Annotated in this window: 22 protein-coding genes and 1 pseudogene; 10 read left to right on the forward strand and 13 right to left on the reverse strand. The window is 68.6% G+C overall.

Going from position 1 to position 22,986, the window contains the following annotated elements; all coding sequences use genetic code 11:
* Positions 1-70: 70 nt before the first annotated feature.
* The 4 genes from ACIOU8_RS12875 (at position 71) to ACIOU8_RS12890 (ending at position 6,367) form a co-directional block, all read left to right on the forward strand.
* A complete protein-coding gene (locus ACIOU8_RS12875; RefSeq protein ID WP_400790123.1) occupies positions 71-283 on the forward strand; it encodes a heavy-metal-associated domain-containing protein in 213 nt (70 codons plus the stop codon).
* Complete coding sequence (locus ACIOU8_RS12880; RefSeq protein ID WP_400790068.1) at positions 280-2,547, forward strand: heavy metal translocating P-type ATPase; 2,268 nt, start codon at positions 280-282, stop codon at positions 2,545-2,547. Before ACIOU8_RS12875 ends, ACIOU8_RS12880 begins: the two co-directional genes overlap by 4 nt.
* A gap of 69 nt (positions 2,548-2,616) precedes the next feature.
* Positions 2,617-4,731 carry a heavy metal translocating P-type ATPase gene (locus ACIOU8_RS12885; protein WP_400790126.1) on the forward strand — a complete coding sequence of 705 codons (2,115 nt, stop codon included), beginning with the start codon at positions 2,617-2,619 and terminating at the stop codon, positions 4,729-4,731.
* Between the two features lie 151 nt (positions 4,732-4,882).
* The gene (locus ACIOU8_RS12890; RefSeq protein ID WP_400790070.1) at positions 4,883-6,367 is read left to right on the forward strand and encodes a hypothetical protein; all 1,485 of its coding nucleotides are present in this window, start codon (positions 4,883-4,885) and stop codon (positions 6,365-6,367) included.
* Here ACIOU8_RS12890 and ACIOU8_RS12895 read toward each other — a convergent pair whose 3' ends face one another.
* Genes ACIOU8_RS12895 through ACIOU8_RS12910 form a run of 4 tightly spaced genes read right to left on the reverse strand, consistent with a single transcriptional unit; the run spans position 6,368 to position 10,470 of the window.
* Positions 6,368-7,417: an ABC transporter ATP-binding protein gene (locus ACIOU8_RS12895; RefSeq protein WP_400790072.1), complete on the reverse strand. Its 1,050-nt coding sequence runs from the start codon at positions 7,415-7,417 to the stop codon at positions 6,368-6,370.
* Positions 7,414-8,352, reverse strand: a complete 939-nt coding sequence (locus tag ACIOU8_RS12900; protein ID WP_400790075.1) for an ABC transporter permease — start codon at positions 8,350-8,352, stop codon at positions 7,414-7,416. The genes ACIOU8_RS12895 and ACIOU8_RS12900 overlap by 4 nt, the downstream gene beginning before the upstream one ends.
* A 4-nt stretch (positions 8,353-8,356) precedes the next feature.
* Complete coding sequence (locus ACIOU8_RS12905; protein ID WP_400790078.1) at positions 8,357-9,232, reverse strand: ABC transporter permease; 876 nt, start codon at positions 9,230-9,232, stop codon at positions 8,357-8,359.
* Positions 9,229-10,470, reverse strand: a complete 1,242-nt coding sequence (locus ACIOU8_RS12910; RefSeq protein ID WP_400790081.1) for an ABC transporter substrate-binding protein — start codon at positions 10,468-10,470, stop codon at positions 9,229-9,231. The genes ACIOU8_RS12905 and ACIOU8_RS12910 overlap by 4 nt, the downstream gene beginning before the upstream one ends.
* A 138-nt stretch (positions 10,471-10,608) precedes the next feature.
* Between ACIOU8_RS12910 and ACIOU8_RS12915 the strand changes: the two genes are divergently transcribed.
* Together ACIOU8_RS12915 and ACIOU8_RS12920 are read left to right on the forward strand one after the other, a co-directional pair.
* Positions 10,609-11,265, forward strand: coding sequence for a TVP38/TMEM64 family protein (locus ACIOU8_RS12915; RefSeq protein ID WP_400790083.1), 657 nt, complete (start codon positions 10,609-10,611; stop codon positions 11,263-11,265).
* Positions 11,258-11,905 (forward strand): CDP-alcohol phosphatidyltransferase family protein, encoded by a 648-nt coding sequence (locus ACIOU8_RS12920; protein ID WP_400790086.1) that lies wholly within the window; start codon positions 11,258-11,260, stop codon positions 11,903-11,905. The genes ACIOU8_RS12915 and ACIOU8_RS12920 overlap by 8 nt, the downstream gene beginning before the upstream one ends.
* A gap of 14 nt (positions 11,906-11,919) precedes the next feature.
* Here the strand turns inward: ACIOU8_RS12920 and ACIOU8_RS12925 are convergent, their stop codons facing one another.
* Complete coding sequence (locus ACIOU8_RS12925; protein ID WP_400790088.1) at positions 11,920-13,410, reverse strand: dihydrolipoyl dehydrogenase family protein; 1,491 nt, start codon at positions 13,408-13,410, stop codon at positions 11,920-11,922.
* A gap of 38 nt (positions 13,411-13,448) precedes the next feature.
* Between ACIOU8_RS12925 and ACIOU8_RS12930 the strand changes: the two genes are divergently transcribed.
* Complete coding sequence (locus ACIOU8_RS12930) at positions 13,449-14,114, forward strand: class I SAM-dependent methyltransferase (RefSeq protein ID WP_400790090.1); 666 nt, start codon at positions 13,449-13,451, stop codon at positions 14,112-14,114.
* A 9-nt stretch (positions 14,115-14,123) separates the two neighbouring features.
* Here the strand turns inward: ACIOU8_RS12930 and ehuA are convergent, their stop codons facing one another.
* The 4 genes from ehuA to ehuB all read right to left on the reverse strand — a co-directional run bounded on the left by ehuA (position 14,124) and on the right by ehuB (position 17,219).
* A complete protein-coding gene (gene ehuA, locus ACIOU8_RS12935) occupies positions 14,124-14,882 on the reverse strand; it encodes an ectoine/hydroxyectoine ABC transporter ATP-binding protein EhuA (protein ID WP_400790128.1) in 759 nt (252 codons plus the stop codon).
* 61 nt (positions 14,883-14,943) lie between these two features.
* Complete coding sequence (ehuD, locus tag ACIOU8_RS12940; protein ID WP_400790094.1) at positions 14,944-15,600, reverse strand: ectoine/hydroxyectoine ABC transporter permease subunit EhuD; 657 nt, start codon at positions 15,598-15,600, stop codon at positions 14,944-14,946.
* Positions 15,597-16,316: an amino acid ABC transporter permease gene (locus ACIOU8_RS12945; protein ID WP_400790097.1), complete on the reverse strand. Its 720-nt coding sequence runs from the start codon at positions 16,314-16,316 to the stop codon at positions 15,597-15,599. The genes ehuD and ACIOU8_RS12945 overlap by 4 nt, the downstream gene beginning before the upstream one ends.
* A gap of 12 nt (positions 16,317-16,328) precedes the next feature.
* The gene (gene ehuB / locus ACIOU8_RS12950) at positions 16,329-17,219 is read right to left on the reverse strand and encodes an ectoine/hydroxyectoine ABC transporter substrate-binding protein EhuB (protein WP_400790100.1); all 891 of its coding nucleotides are present in this window, start codon (positions 17,217-17,219) and stop codon (positions 16,329-16,331) included.
* Between the two features lie 227 nt (positions 17,220-17,446).
* On the opposite strand from ehuB, the gene ACIOU8_RS12955 reads away from it, so the two are divergent.
* Entirely contained in the window at positions 17,447-18,202 is a 756-nt protein-coding gene (locus ACIOU8_RS12955; RefSeq protein ID WP_400790102.1) for a GntR family transcriptional regulator, read from the forward strand.
* A 78-nt stretch (positions 18,203-18,280) separates the two neighbouring features.
* Here the strand turns inward: ACIOU8_RS12955 and ACIOU8_RS12960 are convergent, their stop codons facing one another.
* From ACIOU8_RS12960 to ACIOU8_RS12970, 3 genes are all read right to left on the reverse strand, one after another.
* Positions 18,281-19,327, reverse strand: coding sequence for an NAD(P)-dependent alcohol dehydrogenase (locus tag ACIOU8_RS12960; RefSeq protein ID WP_400790104.1), 1,047 nt, complete (start codon positions 19,325-19,327; stop codon positions 18,281-18,283).
* Positions 19,328-19,885: 558 nt separating this feature from the next.
* Positions 19,886-20,818, reverse strand: a complete 933-nt coding sequence (locus ACIOU8_RS12965) for a DUF2971 domain-containing protein (RefSeq protein ID WP_400790106.1) — start codon at positions 20,816-20,818, stop codon at positions 19,886-19,888.
* A gap of 217 nt (positions 20,819-21,035) precedes the next feature.
* Positions 21,036-21,296 carry a hypothetical protein gene (locus ACIOU8_RS12970; RefSeq protein ID WP_400790108.1) on the reverse strand — a complete coding sequence of 87 codons (261 nt, stop codon included), beginning with the start codon at positions 21,294-21,296 and terminating at the stop codon, positions 21,036-21,038.
* Positions 21,297-21,362: 66 nt separating this feature from the next.
* On the opposite strand from ACIOU8_RS12970, the gene ACIOU8_RS12975 reads away from it, so the two are divergent.
* Positions 21,363-21,686: a hypothetical protein gene (locus tag ACIOU8_RS12975; RefSeq protein ID WP_400790110.1), complete on the forward strand. Its 324-nt coding sequence runs from the start codon at positions 21,363-21,365 to the stop codon at positions 21,684-21,686.
* A 115-nt stretch (positions 21,687-21,801) separates the two neighbouring features.
* Here the strand turns inward: ACIOU8_RS12975 and ACIOU8_RS12980 are convergent, their stop codons facing one another.
* Positions 21,802-22,071, reverse strand: coding sequence for a hypothetical protein (locus tag ACIOU8_RS12980; protein WP_400790113.1), 270 nt, complete (start codon positions 22,069-22,071; stop codon positions 21,802-21,804).
* A 369-nt stretch (positions 22,072-22,440) separates the two neighbouring features.
* Between ACIOU8_RS12980 and ACIOU8_RS12985 the strand changes: the two are divergent.
* Positions 22,441-22,944 (forward strand): annotated as a pseudogene (locus ACIOU8_RS12985) (IS3 family transposase); the annotation flags it as partial.
* Positions 22,945-22,986 lie beyond the last annotated feature (42 nt).

A 22,986-nucleotide genomic window follows, 5' to 3' on the forward strand; every position in this document is an offset into this window, starting at 1 on the left:
AATACCCCGAGAGGGTATACGCTTGTTCTTAATACCCCCCAGGGGTACTAGGGCGAGGAATGGAGACATGATGACGAAGAACGAGTTTCAGGTGACGGGCATGACCTGTGGGCACTGCGAGATGTCGGTCCGCGAAGAGGTCGCGGAGATCCCCGGTGTCGAAGACATCCAGGTGAGTGCGCAGACCGGAAAGCTCGTCGTCACCGGCTCAGCATCGGTCGATGACGCGCAGATCCTGGCCGCCGTCGCAGAGGCAGGCTATTCGGCGGTGCGGACGGCATGAGCACGTCAGCATCCGCGAACGCGGGGACAGGCGTCGAGCTGGAGATCGGCGGGATGACCTGCGCCTCCTGCGCGATGCGCATTGAGAAGAAGCTGAACAAGCTCGAGGGTGTCGTGGCGACCGTCAACTACGCGACCGAGAAGGCCAAGGTCACGATGCCGGAGGGTTATGACCCGGACGCGCTGATCGCCGAGGTCGAGAAGACGGGATACTCGGCGTCGATCCCCGCCCCGAAGGGTGCGAAGAACGATGCGTGGCCGGCCGGGGAGGCCGACTCGGATCTTGAGCTGCGGTCTCTGCGCCACCGACTGATCGGCGCGGTCGTGCTGACGGTGCCGGTGATCGCGATGGCCATGATCCCGGCCCTGCAGTTCACGTACTGGCAGTGGGCGTCGCTCGCGCTCGCGGCTCCGGTGATCGTCTGGGGTGCGTGGCCGTTCCACCGCGCGGCATGGATGAATCTCAGGCACGGCACCGCGACGATGGACACGCTGATCTCCATGGGCACATCGGCAGCGTTCCTCTGGTCGCTGTACGCGCTGTTCTTCGGCACGGCCGGTATGCCCGGCATGACTCACCCGTTCGAGTTCGCACTCGCCCCGTCCGATGGCGCGGCGAACATCTATCTCGAGGTCGGCGCCGGGGTGACGATGTTCATCCTCGCCGGGCGCTACTTCGAGAAGCGGTCGAAGAAGCAGGCGGGCGCGGCGTTGCGCGCGCTGCTCGAGCTCGGCGCGAAAGAGGTCGCCGTGCTGCGCGGCGGGGTCGAGACGAAGATCCCCCTCGAGGATCTGCAGGTCGGCGACGAGTTCGTCGTGCGTCCGGGCGAGAAGATCGCGACCGACGGCGTGGTGGTCTCGGGCACTTCGGCCGTCGACGCGTCGATGCTCACGGGTGAAGCGGTGCCGGTCGAGGTCGCTGACGGCGACACCGTCACCGGCGCGACGACGAACGTCGGCGGGCGGCTCGTGGTGCGCGCGACCCGGATCGGATCGGACACGCAGCTGGCGCAGATGGCCCAGCTCGTCGAGGACGCCCAGACCGGCAAGGCCGAGGTGCAGCGTCTCGCCGACAGGATCTCGGGTGTCTTCGTGCCGATCGTGATCGTGATCGCCGTCGTGGCCCTCGGCGGCTGGCTCGTCGCGGGGTTCCCCGCGACCGCGGCGTTCACCGCGGCGGTCGCCGTGCTGGTGATCGCGTGCCCGTGCGCGCTGGGTCTGGCGACGCCGACGGCGCTGCTGGTCGGCACCGGGCGCGGTGCGCAGATGGGCGTGCTCATCAAGGGCCCGGAGGTGCTGGAGTCCACCCGCAGGATCGACACCGTCCTGCTCGACAAGACGGGCACGGTGACCACCGGCAGGATGACGCTCGTCGACGTGGTCGTCGAGCCCGGCACCGACCGCGCGGAGCTCCTGCGACTGGCCGGAGCGCTGGAGGACGCCTCGGAGCACCCGATCGCCCAGGCGATCGCGAAGGGAGCGACCCAGGAGGTCGGGGTGCTGCCGACGCCGGAGGACTTCGCGAACATCGAGGGCAAGGGTGTGCAGGGGATCGTCGACGGGCACGCCGTGCTCGTCGGGCGGGACTCACTCCTCGCCGAATGGTCGCAGCTGCTGAGCCCTGAGCTCGCGGAGACGAAGGCCCGTGCCGAGGGCGAGGGCAAGACCGTCGTCGCGGTGGGCTGGGACGGGCAGGCGCGCGGCATCCTGATAGTGGCCGACACGGTGAAGCCCAGCAGCGCCGAGGCGATCGCCCGGTTCAGGGCGATCGGGTTGACCCCCATCCTGCTCACCGGAGACAACGATGCGGTGGCCAGGCGGATCGCGGCCGAGGTCGGCATCGAGGAGGTCATCGCCGAGGTCCTCCCGAAGGACAAGGTCGACGTCGTCACGCGGCTGCAGCGTGAAGGGAAGACCGTCGCGATGATCGGTGACGGCGTCAACGACGCCCCCGCGCTCGCTCAGGCCGACCTCGGCATCGCGATGGGCACGGGAGCGGATGTCGCGGTCGAAGCATCCGACATCACCCTGGTGCGCGGAGACCTGCGCAGCGCCGTCGACGCGATCCGACTGTCACGCAAGACGCTCGGAACCATCAAGACCAACCTGTTCTGGGCCTTCGCCTACAACGTGGCGGCCATCCCGGTCGCCGCGCTCGGAATGCTCAACCCCATGCTCGCCGGAGCGGCGATGGCACTGTCGAGCGTGTTCGTCGTCGGCAACAGCCTGCGCCTGCGCGGATTCCGAAGCGTCATCACGCGGTGACGCGCACGATCTCTCGCAACGACGGGAGACACTGAGATCCACACCCGAAACGGGAGGAAGCCACTCATGATGACCGCACACCACGCCGAGGGAAGTGCCGGCGACGACCAGCAGGTCGCTCACGATCATCACGCTCATGACGGGGGTGGGAGCCGCGACGGACACGAGGGTCATGCCGGTCATGGCGGGCACGAGGGACATGGCGGGCACGGCGACCACGTCGGCCAGTTCCGGCGCCTGTTCTGGGTCAACCTCGTCATCGCGGTGCCGGTGGTGGCGTTCTCTCCGATGTTCGCGATGATCCTCGGCTACGACGTCGCCGACGGGGCGCGGTTCATCTCTCCCGTGCTCGGCACCGTCATGTACGTGTGGGGCGGATGGCCGTTCCTCACGGGAGCGATCGGCGAGCTCAGGGCGCGCAAGCCGGGGATGATGCTGCTGATCGCCCTCGCGATCACCGTCGCGTTCTTCGCCTCGTGGGGCGCGACCCTCGGGATCCTCCACCACGAGCTCGAGTTCTGGTGGGAGCTGGCACTCCTCATCGTCATCATGCTGCTCGGCCACTGGATCGAGATGAGATCCCTCGCGCAGACGACCTCTGCGCTCGACTCCCTCGCGGCGCTGCTGCCCGACGGGGCCGAACGAGTCGACGGTGACGAGATCGTCATGGTCGCACCCGCCGATCTCGTCGTCGGCGATGTGGTCGTCGTGCGCCCCGGAGCGAGCGTTCCGGCCGACGGTCGGGTCATCGACGGGACCGCCGCAATGGATGAGTCGATGGTCACGGGCGAGTCCCGCCCCGTCACCCGCACGACGGGAGACACGGTGACCGCCGGCACGGTCGCGACCGACTCGGGCCTGCGGGTCGAGATCACCGCCACCGGCGATGACACCGCCCTCGCCGGCATCCAGCGCCTGGTGGTCGACGCGCAGAACTCGTCGTCCCGGGCGCAGCGCATCGCCGATAGGGCCGCCGCGCTGCTGTTCTGGTTCGCCCTGGTCTCGGCCGTGCTCACGGCGCTGGTGTGGACTCTCGTCGGGGATCCGGATGCCGCCGTCGTGCGCAGCATCACGGTGCTGGTCATCGCCTGCCCGCATGCGCTCGGCCTCGCTATTCCGCTGGTCGTCTCGATCGCGACCGAGCGCGCCGCCCGTGGCGGTGTGCTCGTCACAGACCGCCTCGCGCTCGAGAGCATGCGCACGGTCGACGCCGTGCTGTTCGACAAGACGGGCACGCTGACCAAGGGTGCGCCGACCGTCACCGCCGTCGAGCCGGCCGGTGGCATCGACGCCGATCGCCTGCTCGCGCTCGCCGCATCCGCAGAGGCCGACAGTGAGCATCCGCTGGCTCGCGCCATCGTGCGCGCGGCCGAAGACAGGAATCTGACGCTGTCGAAGGCCTCCGGTTTCACGTCGTCTCCGGCCGTGGGAGTGACGGCCACCGTCGACGGCAGCGAGGTCCGCGTGGGCGGGCCGAAGCTCCTCGACGAGACGGGAGGCCGAGAGATCGCCGCCGCCGACGGATGGCGAGGCGAGGGCGCCATCATCCTGCACGTGACCGTCGACGGGCAGGTCGTGGGAGGGCTGAAGCTCGCCGACGAGGTGCGCCCGGAGTCTCGGGATGCTGTCGATGCCCTCCACCGCCTCGGTGTCGAAGTGGTCATGATCACCGGCGACGCCCAGGCGGTGGCCGAATCCGTGGCGGCCGAGCTCGGCATCGACAGGGTGTTCGCCGGGGTGCGCCCCGAAGACAAGTCGGCGAAGGTCAAGGAGCTGCAGGGCGAGGGCAAGAAGGTCGCGATGGTGGGCGACGGCGTCAACGACGCCCCGGCGCTCGCTCAGGCCGACGTCGGCATCGCGATCGGTGCCGGCACCGACGTGGCGATCGCCTCGGCCGGTGTGATCCTCGCGAGCTCCGACCCCCGATCGGTGATCTCCGTCATCGAGCTCTCCCGCGCCGCGTACGGCAAGATGAGGCAGAACCTCTGGTGGGCGGCCGGATACAACCTGATCTCGGTGCCGCTCGCCGCCGGCATCCTGGCGCCCGTCGGATTCGTCCTGCCCATGTCGGTCGGGGCGGTGCTGATGTCGCTGTCGACGATCGTCGTCGCCCTGAACGCGCAGCTGCTGCGGCGCATCGATCTGTCTCCCGAGGCGAGCGTCCGGAGTGTTCTGGGGCGGTGAGACGTCGGTCGCAGAGAGGTCGTGAGACCTGTGCGGCAGTGCAGGTGGGGTGCGAGAATCGGATGCAATCCGAGATCCGTTCGGCGTCGAACAACCCTCGGACATCGAGCCCGTCGACGGTGCGGACGCTCGCCGAGGTCGGGAGGAAGCCATGGGACTCGCGCAGACGCTCACGCGGATCGAACTCGAGACGCGCCCGATCCATCCGGAGACACGTCGGGCTCTTGCCATCCGCTGGTCGGAGCTGCCCGAGCACGCGAAGACGCCGAACCAGCTGCTCGGTCGATGTGCGGTCGGATGCGAGGGAACGCACGGCGTCTTCCCCAAGTGCAACCTCACGTGCTCGCCCTGCTACCACTCGGCTGACGCCAACAAGGTGCGCATCGACGGCGACCACACGGTCGACAACGTCGCGCGTCAGATGTCCTACCTGCGTCAGATCCGTGGCCCGCGGGCCCACGCGCAGCTGATCGGCGGCGAGGTCAGTCTGCTGTCCGCTGAGGATCACGCCCAGGCTCTCCTCGCGATGCGCGCCGTCGGCCGCGAGCCGATGTCGATGACCCACGGGGACTTCGAGTACGACTACCTGCTCGACGTGGTGCTCGATGAAGAGGGCAAGCCGAGGTTCGACAAGGTGTCGTTCGCCGCACACTTCGACTCGCTCATGCGGGGGCGCAAGGGCGCGGTGCGTCCGCACAGCGAGGCCGAACTGAACCCGTTCCGCGAGAAGTTCGCGCAGATGTTCATCGACCTCAAGCGCGACCACGGTGTCGACAGCTACCTCGCGCACAACATGACCGTGACGCCGTCGAACGTCGACGAGGTCGAGCAGGTCACCCGTGACGTGCTCGAGATGCCGTTCGACATGATGTCCTTCCAGCCGGCCGCGTTCATCGGCGACGACCGGCGGTGGAGGGAGGACTTCGGCGAGGTCACGATCGACGCGGTCTGGGAGCGGATCGAGGCGGGTGCGGGGCACAAGCTGCCCTGGCAGGCGACGCAGTTCGGCGACCCGCGGTGCAACCGGTCGACGGTCGGCGTGCGAGTCGGCGGCGGCTTCGCGGCGCTGCTCGACCCCGACGACCCCAAGGACATCGCGGCGCGCGACCGGTTCCTCGATCACTTCGGCGGCATGATCTTCGGCGGCATCTCGAAGCCGGTGCTCGTGGTGAAGGTCGTCCGTGCGATCGCCGGTCACCCGGGTGACATCCCTCCGCTCATCGGCCTCGCCCGCCGCGTGCTCCGCCGAGCCGGTGGACTGAGGCGGGTGCTGCGCGAGGCTCGCCGCGGCAAGGTCTCGTTCAAGACCTTCGTGGTGCACAACTTCATGGATGCCGAGCAGGTCGACCCTGCGTGGAAGCTCATGGAGCAGGGCATCGTCGCCGACGACCCGCTGCTCAAGGAGACTCAGGAGCGCCTCGGCTCGTGCATGTATGCGATGGCGCACCCGGAGGACGGACGCCTGGTGCCGGCCTGCGTGCAGCACTCGGTTCTCGACCCGATCGAGAACATCGAGCTGCGGCGTCTGCTGCCGATCCCCTCGGTCCGTGACGGCGCCGAGCCGCAGGTCGTCTCACGGCCCTCGGGGCTCACGGGCGTCCGCGCGACGGGCACGTCCCGAGCCGCCGCTCACTGATCAGGCGGCGACGACGTGCACGGCTGAGACCGGCAGCTCCAGCCGCACGCGGTCTCCGATCTGACACCGCTGCGTCGGCGGGGATTCGGCGTGCACCCGGGCGTCTCCGCAGCGGACGACGATCTCGGATCGAGCACCGGCCACGCGCGTCGACTCCACGACCCCCGCGATCGCGGCAGCATCCGTCGATCCGGCACCGTCGTCGAGCACGGCCACGTCCTCGTGCCGGATCACGAGGATGCCGGGGCCGTCGGGCGTCTCGGGCGGCACCGGCACCGAGCCGAGCGCGCTGTGATGGACACCGTCGCGCACCTCGCCGGGGATCTCGTTGCGGCCCCCCATGATCTGCGCCGCGCGCAGGTTCTGCGGACGGCGATAGGCCTCGAGAACGGTGCCCTCGTGCAGCAGCACGCCGTGCTCGAGCAGCGCGATGCGGTCGGATGCCCTGGCCGCTTCGTCTCGGTCGTGCGTCACCAGCACGATCGTGGGTGAGACCGCCGTCCGCACCGCGTCGAGCAGGTCGTGCATATCGCTGCGGAGGGCAGGGTCGAGCGCGCTGAACGGCTCGTCCAGCAGGAGGACGGCAGGCTCGGCAGCGAGGGCGCGAGCGATCGCGACCCGCTGCTCCTGGCCGCCCGACAGCTCGCCGACCCGTCGGTCGCCGAACCCTCGCAGCTGCACCATCTCGAGGTACTCCTCGGCGCGTGACCTGGCGGCACGGCGGCTCGTGCCGGACACCCGGTCGGAGAATGCGACGTTGTCGAGCACGGTGAGGTGCGGGAAGAGCAGCGAGCGCTGGAAGACCATGCCGACCCCGCGGCGCTCGGCCGCGACACCTGCGACATCCCTCCCGCCGATGCGCACGGCTCCGGCATCCGGCTCCTCCAGCCCGGCGATGATCCGCAGCAGGGTGCTCTTGCCCGATCCGCTGGGCCCGAGCACGGCCGTGCACGTGCCGGCGGCCACGGTGAGCGAGAAGGCGTGCAGAGCCGGTGTGGGCGAGCCCGGGAATCTCTTGTCGAGTCCGTCGAGGACGAGGTCGGCGCTCACGCGGATGCTCCTGTGGTCGTGGGGTGGGCAGAGGGTGAGACGAGGGCTTCGTCGGCGCTCGGCGTCGCAGTCGACCGGCGACGCCCCTTCGAGGCCGACCGAGCCGAGCCGCGCAGCGTCAGCACGGCGACGAGCAGCAGCACCGGGGGAATGACGGCTCCGAGCGACATGACGGCGACCGCGGAGTCGTTGCCGAGCCCGGCGGCTGCGCCTGCGACGATCAGCGGAAGCGTGACCACCTCTCCACCGCCGACGATCACCGTCACGATGTAGTCGCTCCAGGCGACGAGGAAGGCGAGGAACGCGGCGCGAGCGAGCGCCGGAGCGATCATCGGCAGGTGCACGCGTCGCAGCACCTGGGCGCGCGAGGCGCCGAGCAGCCGCGCCTCCTCCTCGTACGACAGGTCGTAGGCGCCGTAGGCCGCGCGCATCACGAAGGTCGTGTACGGCAGAGCGAGCACGACGAGCACGAGGGCCACGCCGACGATCGGAGGCACGTAGGCGCGCAGCAGCAGCACATTGACGCCGAGCACGGCGGCGAACGGCGGCAGGGCGATGGGTGCGAGCAGCAGTGCCGACACGGTTCGGGGGAACGGCACCGCCCCGAATGTCAGGGCCCGCGCGGCGAGGGCGCCGAACGGCGTGGCGATCGCGGCGACCGCGAGGCCGAGGAGCACCGAGCGGCCGAGTCCGGGCAGCAGACCGAAGCCCAGAGCATCCTCGACGCCGCGCACGCCCCATGCCGTGGGCAGGGGAGACGGAAACGACCAGGCGTCGGCGAACGACCAGAGCACCAGAGGGAGGAACGGCAGCGCGAACCAGGCCACCAGCAGGACTGTCAGCGCCACGCGGACGACGCGACCGAGGCCTCGCGGTCTGGTGAGGATGCTGGTACGGGTGGGCGAGCTCTGCACCGGCAGGGATGGCGACGGCATCCGGTCACCGCCAGACGGCCGAGCGCCGGAGCGCCGCGAAGGTGAGGGCCACGACGGCGAGTGAGATCGCGCACGTCACGAGCGCGACGGCGGCCGCCTCGGGACGTGATGCCAGCGAGACGCCCTGGAACAGTCGCACGGCGAGCACGGGCAGGGGCTCGGGGTAGGTGCGGCCGAGCAGCCACGCCACCTCGTACGATCCGAGCGCATAGACGAAGCTGATCGCGGCGCAGATGACGATGGTCGGTGCGGTCAGGGGCAGCAGCACATGGCGGAAGCGGCGCCACCGGCCGGCGCCGAGCAGCGCGGCCGCCTCGTCGTAGGTCGCGATCCGGGTGGCGAGGGTGCCCGTGACGACGAGCGCGACGAAGGCGGACTCCTTCCAGGCGAACTCGGCGATCACCGCACCCCACAGGGGGCCGCCCACCCAGGGGGCCCACGACTCGGGCGGAATCCCCAGCAGGCGGGGCAGCACTCCGGCATCGGAGAGCAGCAGCCCGATGGTCGCGGCGCCGATGAGATGCGGCACGGTGACGGTCGTCGCTCCGAGGGCGGCGAGCAGGCGACTGCCCACGCGACCGGACGCGATGACGACCGCAGCGGCCGTGCCGACGGCGACGGCGATCGCGGTCGACGCCGCGGCGACGGCGATCGACACCCCCGTGGCGGCGGCGAGGTCGCGCGGGTGCGCGAGGAAGGCGTCGATGCCGGGGGTCACAGGACCCGCGATCGGCATGAGACCGAGAGCCTGGAGCAGGGTGGCGCCGATGCCGCCGCCCACGACGATCAGCGTCACGAGGGCGGCGGGGAGCACCAGCAGCGTGCCGCGGAGGAGCTGACGGGCGCTCCCTCGACGGCGCGCCACCGGCGCGAAGCTCATCGGTCGAGCACGCCGGTGCGCCAGCCCTCGTCGAGGGCGGGGACCCACTCGGCAGCCAGCTCGCCGTGCGCGTTCTCGGAGAGCACCTCGTACCCGGGCACGACCGGCGACGTCGGGAGGGCATCGAACAGGGCGCGGTCGTCGTCCGACAGGCTCTCGATGTCGAGGACCGTGAACTGGCCCCACACATCGGGCTGGGCCTTCGCGACCTGTTGTTCGACTGAGAGAGCGACGTTCGCGACGACCATGGCCCCCGCGATCGAGTCCGAGTTGGCAGGCAGGCCGAGGAAGCTCGCGTTGCCCACCGTGCCGTCTTCGAGGGGCAGCACGGTGGTCTCCGGCGGGTAGGCCCCGTCGGCGACGAGGTCGGTGAGCGTCGCGGGGCCGTAGGTCATCGTGATGTCGATCTGGCGGTCGGCGAAGAGCTGGCCGAGCTCGGCTTCGTTCGCCGGATACGTGTCCCCACCGCGCCACAGGCTGGGCGCGAGTTCGCTCAGGCGGTCGTACAGAGCAGGGCTCAGCTCGTCGAACGCCTCGTCCGAGTACGCGGCAGGCACCTCGTCAGCGCCGCCCGAGACGCTCGCCAGCACCTCGCGCACGAACACTGAGCCGGTGAAGTCGGGTGGGGCGGGGTAGGTGAAGCGCCCGGGGTTGGCCTCGGCCCAGTCGAGCACTCCGGCGAGCGTCGTCGGCGGGTCGGGGATCGCCTCTGCGTTGTAGGCGAGCGTGAACTGCGCCTTGTGCCACGGGGCCTCGCAGCCGTCGACGGGCGTGCCGAAGTCCGTCTCGAGCAGCGGGTCGTCGGGGTCGGTGGCAGCCATCGACGGCAGCAGGTCGGTCCAGCCGCAGAGCCAGGCATCGGCCTCTTTGCCGGTGCGGAAGTTGTCGCCGTTGACCCAGATCAGGTCGACCGTGCCGTCGGCGCGGCCGGCCTGGAGCTCGGTGAAGACGCGGTTCAGCGCATCCCCCGTGTCGGTCACGGGCACACGCTCGAGCGTCACTCCGTATTCCGCCACGGCCGGAGCGAGGATGTCGTCGATGTAGGCGTTGCCCTGGTCGTCGCCCCCGTACATCCACAGCTGCACGGTCTGGCCCTCGGCGTCCGCGAGCACGGCATTCCAGTCGCCATAGGTCGTCGACGCGCTGCTCTCGGGTGCCGCGCAGGCCGTGAGGGCGATCAGCGGCACGGCGAGAGCGAGGGCCGCTGTTCTCCGAGGTCGGCGTGCGATGCTGCTCATCAGGGGTTCCTCGCTTCGGAATCGGTGTATCGGCATATCGCGCCGGGCTAGGGTATAGGAGTCGGGGAGGATGCTGTGGACGCTGGTGATTCGCGTGTCAGAGACACCCCCTCGAAGCGGTCGGCGATCGTCCGCCTCGTGCTTCTCCTTCTGTTCGTCGCCCTCGTCGGAACGGTTGGGTATTTCCTCGCGCCGACGGATCTCGAGGCGGTGCGCGACTGGGCGGCCGGCCTCGGACCGGGTGGCGCGCTGCTCTTCATCGTCGGGTACGCCGCCCTCACGCTGACGCCCGTCCCCAAGAATCTGCTCACGATCGCCGCCGGTCTCGTGTGGGGGTTCTGGCTCGCTCTGGCGCTCGTCTACGTCGGGGCCCTGCTGGGCGCCGCCGCGTCGTTCGTGATCGGTCGCGCGCTCGGCAGAGAGGCCGTCGAGCGGCTCACCGGGGCTCGGGTCGCGCGCCTCGACGCCGCCCTCGCGCACCGCGGATTCCTCGCCGTCCTCGGCGCCCGGCTGGTGCCGATCATCCCGTTCACGCTCATCAACTACGGAGCGGGGCTGACGGCGGTGCGGCGACGCGACTACGCGCTGGGCACGGCGATCGGCATCCTGCCCGGATCCGCCGCGTATGTGGCGCTGGGCGCGTTCGGGCTCGAGCTCGGGCCGCCCTTCTGGATCGCGGTCGCCGTGCTGGGCGTGCTCATCCTCGGCGGTGTCGTGACGGCCGCGATCCTGCGGCGTCGCGACGGCGACCGCTCGTCGTCGGCGCAGAGGGTAGAAGGTGGCCACGATGCTTGATCGTTCGCTGCGGGCGGTGCTCGCCCGACCGCTCGAGGCGACGGCCGCCGCCCTCGACCGCCCGGGGATCACTCCCGACCGGCTGACGGTGCTCGGACTCGTGCTCGGCGTCGCATCCGCCGTCACGGCCGGGTTCCAGCTGTGGTGGGTGGCTCTCGTGCTCTGGCTCGTCTCGCGGATCGCCGACGGTCTCGACGGCACCCTCGCCCGGCGCCGGCGCCGGCGACGAGAGGCGGAGTCGCAGGGCAGGGAGTCGGCGCCGTCTCACGCAGGCGGGTTTCTCGACATCACCGCCGACTTCGTCGTCTACGGCGCGACGGTCGTCGGCGTCGCCTTCGGCGCCACGTCGCAGTTCGGGGCTCCCTGGTGGCCGTTCCTCGTCGTGCTTCTCGTCTACTACGTGAACGGCACGGCCTTCCTCGCCTTCTCGTCGATCGCCGAGCGCACCGGGCGGACGATCGACGATGGGCGATCGCTCTCGTTCCTCGGGCGGATCGCCGAGGGCACCGAGACCATCGCCGTGCATGCCCTGTGGCTCATCCTGCCCTTCTGGGCATGGCAGATCGCGCTCGTCTGGGCGCTCTTCGTCGCCGTGAGCGCCGTGCAGCGCATCGTCGTCGGCTACCGCAGCCTGCGCTGAGCAGACGTGCCGGCTCAGCGCCTGCGGCGATGGATGCGGGCCAGGAGTCCGATCGCGAATCCGACCGCCCCGCCGCGGAGGCCGCGCTGCGCCTCCCTCACGACAGCGTTCCACCCGGCGTCGGAGTAGCTCGGGTACGCGTGCATCGTCGTCGCGAGAGTGCGCACGGCCATCCGGGTCTTCACCGCCACCGTGTACTCGGCGAGCGACTCTCCGGCCCTCGGCCCGACGATGACGGCGCCGGTGACGTGGCCCCGTCGGTCGACGACCACGCTCGTGAAGCCGTCGGTGTGTGCGTCGGCGATCGCCCGATCGAGGTGCGAGTGATGCTGCACGACCACTCGCATCCCGCGCGCGGACGCATCGGCGGGCGAGACGCCGACGGCCGCGACCTCGGGCGAGGTGAACGTGATGCGGGGCACGACGTCGACGTCGATCTTGCGGGAGAGCCCGAGCACGGCGTTCGTCGCGGCGACGCTGCCGTACATGCCCGCCGTGTGCGTGAACCGCGGCAGCGGGGTGACGTCGCCGGCGGCGCGGATGCGCGGATTCGACGTGCGCAGCGAGGCATCGACGTCGACGGCTCCTCGGCGATCGAGGCGCACGCCGGCTGCTGACAGTCCGAGGTCCGCGGACTCGACGCGACGCCCCAGTGCGGCCAACGCACTGTCGAAGGCGACCTGCGTGCCGTCGCTCAGCTGGGCGGTGCCCGACGGCGAAGGCGCATCGGCGGATCCGGCGGAATCGAACGAGCGCACGGTCGTGCCGAGGCGCACGTCGACGCCGTCTGCGCGGAGGGCGCCGAGCACCACGGCGCTCGCTGCGGCATCCTCCTTCGGCAGCAGCCGATCACCCCGGTGGATCAGCGTCACCTCGCTGCCCAGCCGTGCCATCGCCTGGGCGATCTCGCAGCCGATGGCGCCACCGCCCCGCACCAGCAGCCGAGCGGGCAGTTCCTTCAGATCCCAGAACGTCTCGTTCGTGAGCACGTCGATCGCCGCCTCGCCCTCGACGGACGTGCGCACCGGCGTGCTTCCCGCGGCGATCAGCGCGTCGCGGAACTCGATGCGCTCGCCGTCGACCACGACGGACCGAGGGCCATCGAACCGCGCGCGTCCGACGAGCGTGTGGATGCCGTCTCGGTTGAGAGTCTCGGGGGAGTCGACGGGCTCGATGCGATGGATCGCGGAGTGCACGTGCTGCATGACGGCGGGGAAGTCGACGCGAACCTCGGCCGTGGTGACGCCCAGCCCCGCGCTGCTGCGCGCGGCGTGCGCGGCGGCGGCAGACGCGATGAGCGCTTTCGACGGCACGCAGCCGGTGTGCAGGCATTCGCCTCCGAACCGGTGCGCTTCGATCAGCAGCACGCGCGCACCGAGCGCGGCCGCGGTGCGCGACCCGACGAGTCCGGCGCTGCCGGCTCCGATGACGATCAGGTCCCACGCGCGTCTGCCTGCGTCGCGCGCGGTCAGTGCGCGCGCCGGTCTGCGAGAAGGAGTGCTCATTCCTGAAGCCTAGAGTGGACCCGGAAGGGGGAGGGCGGATGGCGGCCTTGATGCGGCGCTACGGCGTGGGTGCGCGGTGGTACGACGTGCTCTCCGGTGAGCGCCCGGTGTATCGTGCCGGACGCCAGGCGGGGATCTCGCTGCTCAGCCTGAGCCCCGGCGACGCCGTCGTCGACCTCGGATGCGGCACCGGGCTGAACTTCGCGCTGCTCCTGGAGGCAACGGCGCCGTCAGGGATCGTGATCGGCGTAGATCGGAGCCCCGAGATGCTGGCCGTGGCCCAGCGGCGGATCGACCGAGAGGGCTGGGGTGACAGGGTTCGCCTGATCCGTGCGGATGCTGCCGAACTCCGGCCCGAAGCTGTGGCCCGGGTCGTGACCGAGCTGCGCGGCGGTGACGACGGCCGTGCGGACGCTCTGCTCGCCACCTACTCGCTCAGCGTGATCACCGAGCGCGAAGGGGCGTGGCGTCGAGCGCGCGCGTGCCTGCGCCCCGGCGCGAGGGCGTGCATCGTCGACATGCAGCCGCCGCACGGCGTCTGGCGCGCGTTCTCCCCGCTGGCCCGACTCGCCTGCGCGACGGGCGGCGCCGACATCTCGGCGCGGCCGTGGCGGATGCTCGAGCGCGATGCCGTCGACCCGTCGTCCGTGCGACGGGTCGAGCGCAAGGGCGGTCACATCGTGGCGGTCGCCGGCCAGATCTGACCCGGGCCGTCAGTCGTGCAGCACCGCCGAGAGGAAGTCCCGTGTGCGCTGTTCGCGCGGCGACGAGAACATGGTCTCGGGGTCGGCCTCTTCGACGATGCTGCCCTGGTCGAACATGAGCACGCGGTTCGAGACGTCGCGAGCGAACTGCATCTCGTGAGTCACGATGAGCATCGTGATGTCGGTCGTCTCAGCGACATCGCGCAGCACGCCGAGCACCTCCCCGACGATCTCCGGGTCGAGCGCGCTCGTGACCTCGTCGAGCAGCAGGATCTCAGGGTCCATGGCCAGCGCGCGGGCGATCGCGACGCGCTGCTGCTGCCCTCCCGACAGCTGCAGCGGGTGCGCGTCGGCCTTGTCGGAGAGCCCGACCTTCTGCAGCAGATCCGACGCCTTCGCGGTCGCCGCGTCCTTCGACATGCCGAGCACGTGCACGGGCGCCTCGATGAGGTTCTCCATCACGGTCATGTTGGGGAACAGGTTGAACTGCTGGAAGACCATGCCGATGCGCTTGCGCACCTCGTTGCGGTGCTTCTCGCGCAGCGGCACCCGTTTGCCGCCGCGTTCGACGTGCGTCAGCGGCTCGCCGTCGATGAAGATGTATCCGCCGTCGGCCTCCTCCAGCGTCATGACCAGGCGGAGGATCGTGGTCTTGCCCGATCCGCTCGGACCGATCAGTGTGACGCGGTCGCCCCGCTGCACGTCGAACGTCAGCCCGTCGAGCACGACGTGATCGCCGTAGTGCTTGTGCACGCCGTCGAATCGGATGGCAGGGCGGGTGTTCCCGGGAGCGGTGTCCCCGGGGGCGGTGTTCTCAGGAGGCGTGTTCTCAGGAGGCGTAGGCAAGGCGCTTCTCCAATCTGCGGACGAGGATGGATGCCGGGTAGCTGGCGAGGAAGAAGATCACGCCGGCGAGGGTGATGGGTTCGAGGTAGCGGAAGCTGTTGCCTCCGAACTCGAGCGCGTTGCTGACCATGTCGGCCACCGTGATCGCGATGAGGAACGGGGTGTCCTTCAGCATCGAGATCACGTAGTTGCCGAGCGAGGGGACGGTCGCCCTGATCGCCTGCGGCAGCACGACGGCGGTCCAGGTGCGCCCGCGCGACATGCTCAGTGCCGTCGTGGCCTCCCACTGTCCGCGGGGGACCGCGTCGATGCCGGAGCGATACACCTCGGCCATGTAGGTCGCGTAGTGGATGCCGAACACTCCGATGCCGATGATCAGCGGATCGACCGCGAGCAGCGCGAAGTAGGCGAACAGCAGCTGGACGACGATCGGCGTCATCCGGATGAAGTTCACGATGAAACCGACGATCGCGGCGATCGGTCGAGGCGCACTGCGACGCACCACGGCGATCACGAGACCGAGCACGGCGGCGATCGCGCTGCCGACGAGCGTCACGACGAGGGTGACGGTGAAGAAGCCTTCGAGGAGGCGTGGGAGGACCTCCCACGCGGTGTCCCAGTTCCAGACGGGGCCGTTCATGCGGCGGTCTCCCCTCGGGTGACGGGCGAGCGGAACCGCAGGGTCTCTGCCAGCGATTCACCCCTGCCGAGCTTGTGCTTCGCACGCACTTCCAGCGCGTTCATGATCAGCGTCAACGCGTAGGCGATCACGAAGTAGAGCACCAGGCCCACGATCCCGTAGAAGAGGGTGTCGGTCTGGATGCGGAGTCGGTCGAGCGCCACCGTCAGATCGACGAGCGTGATGAATCCGACGATCGCGGTGCCTTTGAGCAGCTGGATGAGCAGGTTCGTGAGCGACGGGATCATGAGCGCCCACGCCTGCGGGAAGATGACCCTGCGCATGCGGTGCACTCGGCTCATGCTCAGCGCGGTGGCGGCCTCCCATTGCCCGGTGGCGACCGAGTTGATGGAGCCGCGGATGACCTCGGCGCCATAGGCGCCGTAGTTCAGGCCGAGCCCGATGATGCCGCAGGCGATCGGGGAGATCGAGAACCCCAGCTGCGGCAGCACGAAGAAGAGGAAGAAGAGCTGCACGACCAGCGAGGTGCCGCGGAAGAACTCGATGATCACGCGCGCGGCGCCGCGGATGACGATGTTCTCGGCACGAGCCGAGAGACCGAGGATCACCGCGACGATCAGGGCGAGCAGGGCTCCGCCCACGGTCAGCAGCAGTGTGATGAGCACACCGTCGCCGATCGCGGGCAGAGCCGCCCACAGCGCGGACAGATTGTCCATTCGTCGGTGGCCTCAGCCGAGCTCTCCCGCGCACAGCTGCGCGGTCGTCAGGTCGGACGGCGGGAGGTTCTCGGCGGTGAAGCCGTACTCGCCGACCAGGTCGAGGTAGGCCTGCTCGTCGCCGGTGATCGTGGCGAGCTGCTCGTTGTAGGCCTCGAGCAGGTCGGTGTCACCCGTGCGGAACACGGTCGAACCGGCGCCGATCTGCTCGACCCCGTCGATCTCCTGCACGAAGGCGTCGGTCGTCTCGACCCCGGCATCCGGGTTGTTGTCGGCCATCCAGTTCAGCGAGATCGCCGTCATCGCGAAGGCGTCGGCGCGCCCGTTGGCGACGAGGTCCATGCCGGACTGGGCGTTGTCGACCGACACCGTGTTCGAGATGCCGAGCTTCTCGGCGTAGCCGCTCTCGATGCCGCCGCCGAGCACAGCGAGGGTGACATCTCCGTTCTCGACGACGGAATCGAGGTCGGTGAGGCCGGCCGGGTTGCCCTCGGGCACCATCAGCGCGGTGGTGTACATGATCTCGGGATCGCTGAACGAGGCCTCTTCGCAGCGCTCCGGCAGGATCGACATGCCGGCGCTGATCGCGTCGAAGCGACCGGCCTTGAGTCCGGGGATGAGGGAGTTCCAGTCGACCTCGACCACCTCGATGTCGTCGATGCCCATGCCCGAGAAGATCTCGCGGTGCATCGCGATGGTCGCCCCGGTGGGCTCGCCGCCCTCGACCCAGGAGTACGGGCGTTCGTCTGCGATCGCGACGGTGATCGTGCCGGACTCCTGCAGCTGTTCGAGCGTCGAGCCGCCCTCTGAGGTGGTGTCGGACGAGCAGGCGGCCAGGCCCACGGTGAGCGCGGCGGCGGACAGTGCCGCGCCGGTGCGCAGAAGCGTTCGGGTGGAGGTCATGCGTTTCCTCTTTCGGTGTCGGGCGGTCTGTCCGGTGCTGCCGGACGACGCTGCCGTCGAGTTCAGGCCGTCGGCCACGTTAGGACGAATCCCTCGGATGTGCACATTCAGACTGTCGGATTGTCTACATCTATACAAACTCGTTATCGTGAGGGTCTCCCGACGCGTGCTGAGCGCGAGTCGGGAGGCAGAATGGAGTCACCGTCGATCGACCCTCAGGAGCGCTCATGCCACTCACGCCTGCCCCGACCGGGCTGCCCGGCTCGGTCCTTCGCATGGCACGGCCGTCGACCGTCGACCTGATCGCCGCCGAACTCCGCTCGGCGATCTTCTCCGGCGCGCTGTCAGTGGGCAGCCAACTCGGAGAGGTCGACATCGCCGCTCAGCTCGGCGTGAGCCGTGGCCCGCTGCGCGAAGCCGCGCAGCGACTCGTGCAGGAGGGGGTGCTGACGGCGCTGCCCGGTCGTGGCCTCAGGGTGAGCGTGATCCCGGTCGAGGGCATCGCCGATCTCTACCGGGCTCGCCGTGCCGTCGAACGCGAAGCGGTGCGGATCCTCGCACAGACGCGCTCCGCGAGCGCGATCTCCGATCTCGAGTCTGCACTGGCCGATCTCGAACGGGCCAGCGAAAAGGCCGAGGCCATGGCCATCGGCGATGCTGACATCGTCTTCCACCAGCGTCTCGTCGACGCGGCGGCGAGCCCCCGACTGTCGCGCGCGATGGTGTCGCTGGCGCTCGAGACCCGCATCGCCAGCTTCAGCGCGGAGGAGGGATACACCGTTCCCGCATCCGTATCGCCGACCTACGCGGCCCTCATCGAGGCCGTCGCCCGTGGTGATGAGGCCACGGCGCTGAGAGCGCTCGATGAGCAGTTCGACGATGCAGTGGCTCGCCTCACCGGGCGACGCGACATCGAGACCGTCGAGACCGGCGCCGTGCCGGTGCGGCCCGTGCTCGGCAGGATCGACGTCGTCGACGGGTGAGGGCCCCGGTGGTCGGCGAAGACAGCAGTGGCCGCTCCGACTGCGAGTCGGAGCGGCCACCATCTGCGTGTTCGCCGTCTACGGGACGATGACTGCGCGCCCGCGGATGCTGTTCGCGGCGAGGTCCTCGTAGGCCTCCGGGCCGTCGTCGAGCGAGTAGGTCTCGGTCTGCACGTGGATCTTCCCCGCGCGTGCAAGATCGAGCACCTCGATCAGTTCCGAGCGCGAGCCCCAGTAGGGGATGCGCACGGCCGCGTCGTACGCGATCGAGCCGAAGCCGAGGGACATGCTTCCGCCGCCGATGCCGACGATCGTCACGTCCGAATCGAGAGCGGCGACGCTCAGCGCCAGCGCCATCGTCGGGTTCGCGCCCACGAAGTCGAACACCGCGTTCGCGCCCAGACCGCCGGTGATCTCGCGGATCTTGTCGGCCGCGGATGCGTCGCTGATCAGCACGTGGTCTGCGCCGACTTCTGTCGCGAGCGCGAGCTTCGTGTCGTTGACGTCGAGAGCGATGACCGTGGCGCCCGAGATCGCCTTCAGGATCTGGATGCCGACGTGACCGAGTCCGCCGGCGCCGATGACCACGGCGAAGGTGCCGGCGCCGAGCTTCGGAAGCGAGCGCTTGATCGCGTGATACGGGGTGAGGCCGGCGTCGGTCAGTGAGACGTTCTGCACCGGGTCGAGGTCGCCGAGCGGCACCAGGTGGCGGGCGTCGTCGACAATCATGTACTCGGCCATCGAACCCTGGCTGCCCAGGCCGGGAGGGCGGATGCCCTCGGCGGCGGCGTTGGTGCAGTAGTTCTCCATGCCCTGTGAGCAGTTGTGGCAACGTCCGCAGCCCCACGGCCCGTAGACCGCCACGGCGTCGCCGACCTTCAGCGTCGAGTCGACGCCCTCGCCGATCTCGTGCACGATGCCCGCGCCCTCGTGGCCCAGCGTCAGCGGCAGCGGATAGCTCTGCTCGAGGTAGTCCTTCTCGGGCAGGCCCATGACGTAGTCGTCGGAGTGGCAGACGCCGCCCGCCGTGATCTTGAGCAGGACCTGACCCGGACCGGGCTTCGGGATGGGGATGTCGACGACGACGGGAGGCTTGCCGATCTCGACATAGCGCAGAGCTTTCATGTTTTTCTTCTTCCTGGCGCCCGAGCGGTCTGCCGCGCGGTGCGGAGGCGTGGGCGCTCGAGGCCGTCCCTTCAATTATCCGCCTGGGGCGTGGGCGTCGGCCGGGCGTCGAAGGCCCTGGTGGCGTTGTCGCGCTCCCGTGCGCGGAAAGCACAGCGGGTGATTCAGGCGACCTCTTGATGTCGGGAACACGATGGAGTGACACTCAAAGTCGCGCAGGAAGGCCACTATCTGCATTCGGCGTCGTCTTTGCCGTGACACTTCTTGTCTTGCCGCGATGGCGGTACGTGCGTTTCGCAGGCCGTCCCGTGCGTGATCTCGACACCTTGTCTCGTCAAGTCTGGCGAGACGAGGCGGTTGATGTCACTCGGCGGGCGAAGTTTGCCTACTTGCTGGCGAGGTGCTTCTCCAACAAGTCGACCCCATCGGGGAGGTCGGCAACGTCACCGATCTTCGTTCCGTGCGAAGCCAGGCAGTGCGGACGCCCTTCCGGGATCCGTGCGACCTGCGTCGGCAAGGCCGGCCGCCTCGTCATCGCCAGTGCTGCGCGCGAACGGCCTACCGATACGGAGAGGTCGTTCGCCCCACCGAGTACATCCAACCGAATTCTTCGGGCGCTAGGGCGCGCAACGCCTCCTCCATCGCTAGCGGGTCAAGCGACGGGCCGATGACTGGGTGAAGGCCCTGCCCTGTCCCGCTTGGGAACCCATTTGGGTCGATCTCGCCGTCGGGGATCGTTGGATAGTTCTCGGTAAGGAGGTTGAATTCACGAAACTGCCTAATGCCTGTTTCCCCGGCGATGTGCACATAGCCAGCGGTGCTCGCCTCGGAGACATGGGGTGAGATCAGCCGCCACTCACGTTCTGCGCGGAACGATGAATGCTTGATCAGGGGTGCGAGTCGCTCGAGATCGTTGATGAAGTCATGGACCAGATGTGAGCTGAGACCCTGACTTGGCAGCTCCAGGCTGCGGCGATCCGACCAGACGCGAAGGTGATGCTCCACAATTTGTGTGACCATACGCTCGTGTACGTCCTCATCGTAGATACACGGCGCAAGAATGAACCCCTGGTCAGATGCGACGTTGCGCAGATGATCGGACCTGAAGCCGAGCGCGACTCCCCCGCTTCGGGGGCAATATGCGCGCCACTGTTCCAACGAGTCGCGTTCGGAGGTTAGGGATACCGTGTAGACCCGGGACAGCCGCAGGTAGTACTCGTTTGGCCGTTGAAGTAGCTCAAGGGCGTACTCGACCATCGCCTCCCCAAACGATCCCTCCAGTACCGACAGGCTGCGAAGCTCTTGTTGGGCGTACTGCTGTGCCAGAACTTGCTCGGTGGAGTCGTTCATGTCTGCGGGGCGCCCGGCCCATAGCTTCTTCGACTTTAGGATCCCGATTGCTCCGGCCGGTCCGGTGTAGTGGTACAGATACACAGAAGGCTGCTGTTCCAACAATGTTTTCAGCAGGCCATACTCCGTCACTGACTTCATCTTCCGATGATGGCATGGTCAGGTTTGCTGGAAAGATGAGAGCGCACGGCGCGCCGCCCTCGACGGAATTGCCGTGACCTAAGTGATGACGAACGAGGTCCGCGATACGCACACGTTGAGGTGTCCCGTTCCTCGCCAGCCTGACCGTGAGTGAAGGCGCGCCGCGCAGTGGTGGCCTCTATTCCCGATGTCGGTGTCGCACCGGCTGCACGCCTCTCTAGTCGTAGCTGCGGTGGACGTGCCAGCTGTCCTCGCCCTTGAAGACGTCGAACACCGGTGACTGACTGTCGTCATCAGTGCCCTGGAAGCGCCAGCCATAGAGTCCATGATGCTGATCTGGCGACGCCGACCAGGTCGAGTGACGCAGGCGCGTGGGCGTATCAGGCACGCTCCACCGGCGTCCCGCGAACACCATGCGCGACGGAATGTCGTCGACCATCCATAGGGTCGCAGGGAGGTGTTCGGTCGCCGGTCGCATGATTTCAGGATAGAACATAGATTCGAATGTTGCTACCCTGTATCCAGGCCGGAGAAGGGAGTCGGCATGGGGACGAGCAAGCGCCTAGCCGCCCACTACGACATGCGCTCCCAGCACCACGCCATCCTCGCCGCAGCTCGATCCGGCCCCCTCCAGTCGCTGACTGACCGCGAGCTTGCGCTAGGCGAGCAGCCGGTCACCATCTACCCCCAGCCGTACCGTGCGGTCCGGGCGTGGGTCCGCTTCGGCCCAGAAGCCATCCGCGTGGACGCCAAGCTCGCCCGCTCCACACTCTCGGCCGCAGGAATCGAGTTCCGAGCCGGCGACACCGCCTTCCGCTGCTGGGTCTGGGGGAACGCTGTTGATTCCTCAGAAGGTGACCGTGCGTGAACATGACGCAGCCGGCCCCGCGGCTTACTGCCGCCCTCGCCGACGCTCCCATGCGCCAGGGCATAAGTATGGGGTGGACCGCGGCTCGCGCAGTCCACCCCACATTGGGAGCGTGCTAGCTACTCTCGCGGGACTCTGTGGTCGGCGAGATGCGGCTGGTGAGGTTCGAACCTATGAGGAAGGCCACGAGCCCGACTCCGAGGTAGAGAGCGAGCATCTGCACTGCGGGTCCGTCGAGGTTCCCCGATAGTGCAAACCATCCCAGCACGCCGAACCACGCCAACACGAGTGCACATGCGATGGCTGTGCCTAGCTTCCGGCCGGCTCTCCCGACAATCCCACCAACGATGAGAAGAGCTATACCTGCAACGGCTACGCCAATCATGTTCTGTCTCTCCTAGCAGTTTCTGATCCAAGGCCACCATACGCCGGCGGGTCCACCGACGCCGACGACGTAGTGGATCGAGATGCACTGGCCCGCTGCCAGTTGAGCCGTGCCGATTGCGGCGACGGCGCCGCACGCGATCTGCAGAGCTTTCGCGAAAGGAACGGGCGACTTGGCCAGGATCGCGGCGCACGCAGCGTAACCAGAGATGGCTGTGAGGCTCTCGTGCCTGTTCAGGTGAACCTGAATGTACGGTCCGTAGAAGTTGACGGTGGGATCTGCGACCACGGGGAAGGTCGCTCCGGTCGTGTCGACGATCTGGTTGAGGGTCGAGCCGGAGATTTCGTAGTGAGTCGGAAGGGAGCGGCCTTCCGCGTCGACCGCCCACGGCGCGTCGATTCCGCCCGAGCATGGACGGACGAGGGGAAGCTGTATCTCTGCGCGATCAAAGACGTGCACTCGAACCGGATCGTGGGCTACTCACTCGACTCACGGATGACGGCCGAACTCGCAGTCGCGGCGCTCCGCAACGCAGTCGCGCTCCGTGAGCCCACCGGAACGACGCTGCACTCGGATCGAGGGTCGCAGTTCCGGTCGCGGAAGTTCGTCGAGCTGCTCCGACAGAGCGGGATCACGGGGTCGATGGGACGCGTCGGAGCATGCGCAGACAACGCCGCGATGGAGTCGTTCTTCTCACTCCTGCAGAAGAACGTTCTGAACAAGAAGCGATGGCATTCGAGGCAGGAACTTCGGCTGGAGATGGTTACCTGGATCGAACGCACGTACCACCGTCGACGCCGGCAACGCCGCCTCGGAAGACTCACGCCCATCGAGTTCGAGATAATCAACACACCGGCCGCTCACGCGGCCTGAAAACCCAAACAAGACGAGTCAACCAAACCGTCAGCAGTCCCG

Source organism: Microbacterium sp. NPDC087589 (genome assembly GCF_044743635.1).
GTDB lineage: Bacteria > Actinomycetota > Actinomycetes > Actinomycetales > Microbacteriaceae > Microbacterium.